We start from the raw sequence: 828 nt of genomic DNA, 5'->3' as shown, positions 1-828 counted from the left end.
CCGTCTATATCGCTGCGCTCGCCAGCTACGACGACGTCATCCTCGAGATTCCTTCTACATTGCCGTATACCTATGACAGCGCCGGAAATATCCAGCTGGTCCCGGATCACGCTTTCGGAGTCGTCGGCTATGACAGTGCGACCGGCAATTTCATCGTTCGCAATCCGTGGGGAAACAGCTATCCCGGTCAAAACTGGGATGTGCAATTCGAAGTGTCGCTTGCCCAGATCGCCAGTGAGGGCGGCGACTTCTTCATCGATAATTCCGGCGCCGTCGACGTCGCGCCAACGGTTGTCGCCTCCAACATAACCGGCCGGGTGCAAACCTCGCTTCCGGCATCGTCCATGTTCTATGTGACGAGCGGTACTTTGCCGGTGATCGAGTATGCGCTTTGGGACTCCACCGGTAACGGCCACTTCACTGTAGGCGGGGTGGCGCAGGCGAACGGGGTTGAGGTCGACGTCGCTGCTTCACAATGGTCCAACATTGCCTACCAGTTCGGTCCCGCGAGCGACCAGCTGTGGGTGCGGGCGTTCAACGGCGTGTCCTGGAGCACATGGGCCCAATTTGCGGCAATCCCGGAAGGGCCCGTGGTGACGGTCGCAGACGTGACGGCATGGCACGGCCAGAGCTTTGCCGTGTCGTCGCTGTTCACCTATTACGACCCGTTCGGCTTCGCGGCCGCCCAATACGACGTCTGGGACGCCGGCACCGGTGGCGGCCACTTCGTTTTGAACGGAGTGGCGCTTGCCGCCAACCAGCACAATTACGTCACGGCCGCGCAGCTGTCGTCATTGACCTATCAATCGGGCTCGGGCTCGGACACGC

1 protein-coding gene is annotated in these 828 nt (G+C 60.9%); it reads left to right on the top strand.

What is annotated here, in order from left to right:
• A partial coding sequence (locus NS334_RS18765) for a hypothetical protein (RefSeq protein ID WP_058756989.1) occupies positions 1–828 on the top strand: 828 nt, incomplete at both ends.

The organism is Sphingomonas endophytica, from assembly GCF_001476895.1.
Classification (GTDB): domain Bacteria; phylum Pseudomonadota; class Alphaproteobacteria; order Sphingomonadales; family Sphingomonadaceae; genus Sphingomonas; species Sphingomonas endophytica_A.
The sequence above is the reverse complement of the archived record's forward strand: the minus strand, read 5'-3'. Positions and strand labels throughout refer to the sequence as shown.